General features: G+C 65.4%; 1 pseudogene. It reads left to right on the forward strand.

Annotated features, from left to right (window positions below):
* A pseudogene (locus AC01Y6_RS11105) lies at positions 1-439 on the forward strand (hypothetical protein); the annotation flags it as partial.
* Positions 440-566: the final 127 nt, after the last annotated feature.

Genomic DNA, 566 nt, shown 5'->3' on the forward strand with positions numbered 1-566 from the left:
CTGGAGCGCCAAGCTCCGGAGGTGCGGCATGAAGAGGATGTTGTGGCTGCTCATGGCATCGGCGATGGCTCTGGCCGCTCCGGCCACCCAGGGGAAGCTCGCGGTGAGCGCGGCCTTCCCGCCCAAGGTCCTGCCGCCCAGCACGGTCCTCCTTCTGGAAGACGCCAAGGGCACGGCCCTCTGGGAGAGCGGCAAAGGGATGCTCCCAGGGGCCGACCTGCTGGACAAGGCGGCCTACGTGGTCTTCAAGCTCCCCAAGGCCACCTACCGCTACCCCGTGGTCAAGAAGGGCATGGCCTTGGAGGAGCTCGAGGTCAAGGTGGGGAAGCGGATCTACACCTTGGGCACCCTCCTCAAGAACCGGCACGTGGCCTTGGGCAAGAGCGGAAACCTGGTGCCGGTGAGGGCAACCTCTGCGCTGGCTCCCAAGAAGCCCTAGGCGGAGGAGGCCCCCTTCGCTAAGTACCCCACCGCGGCTTTTGCCGCGGTGGGGGCCCCCAAAGAGCTTTCCCACCGATATTCCGCACCCCTCTTTCTTGGCCTTAGGATTTTGGGATGGAAACCAC

Source organism: Thermus sp. (genome assembly GCF_056332225.1).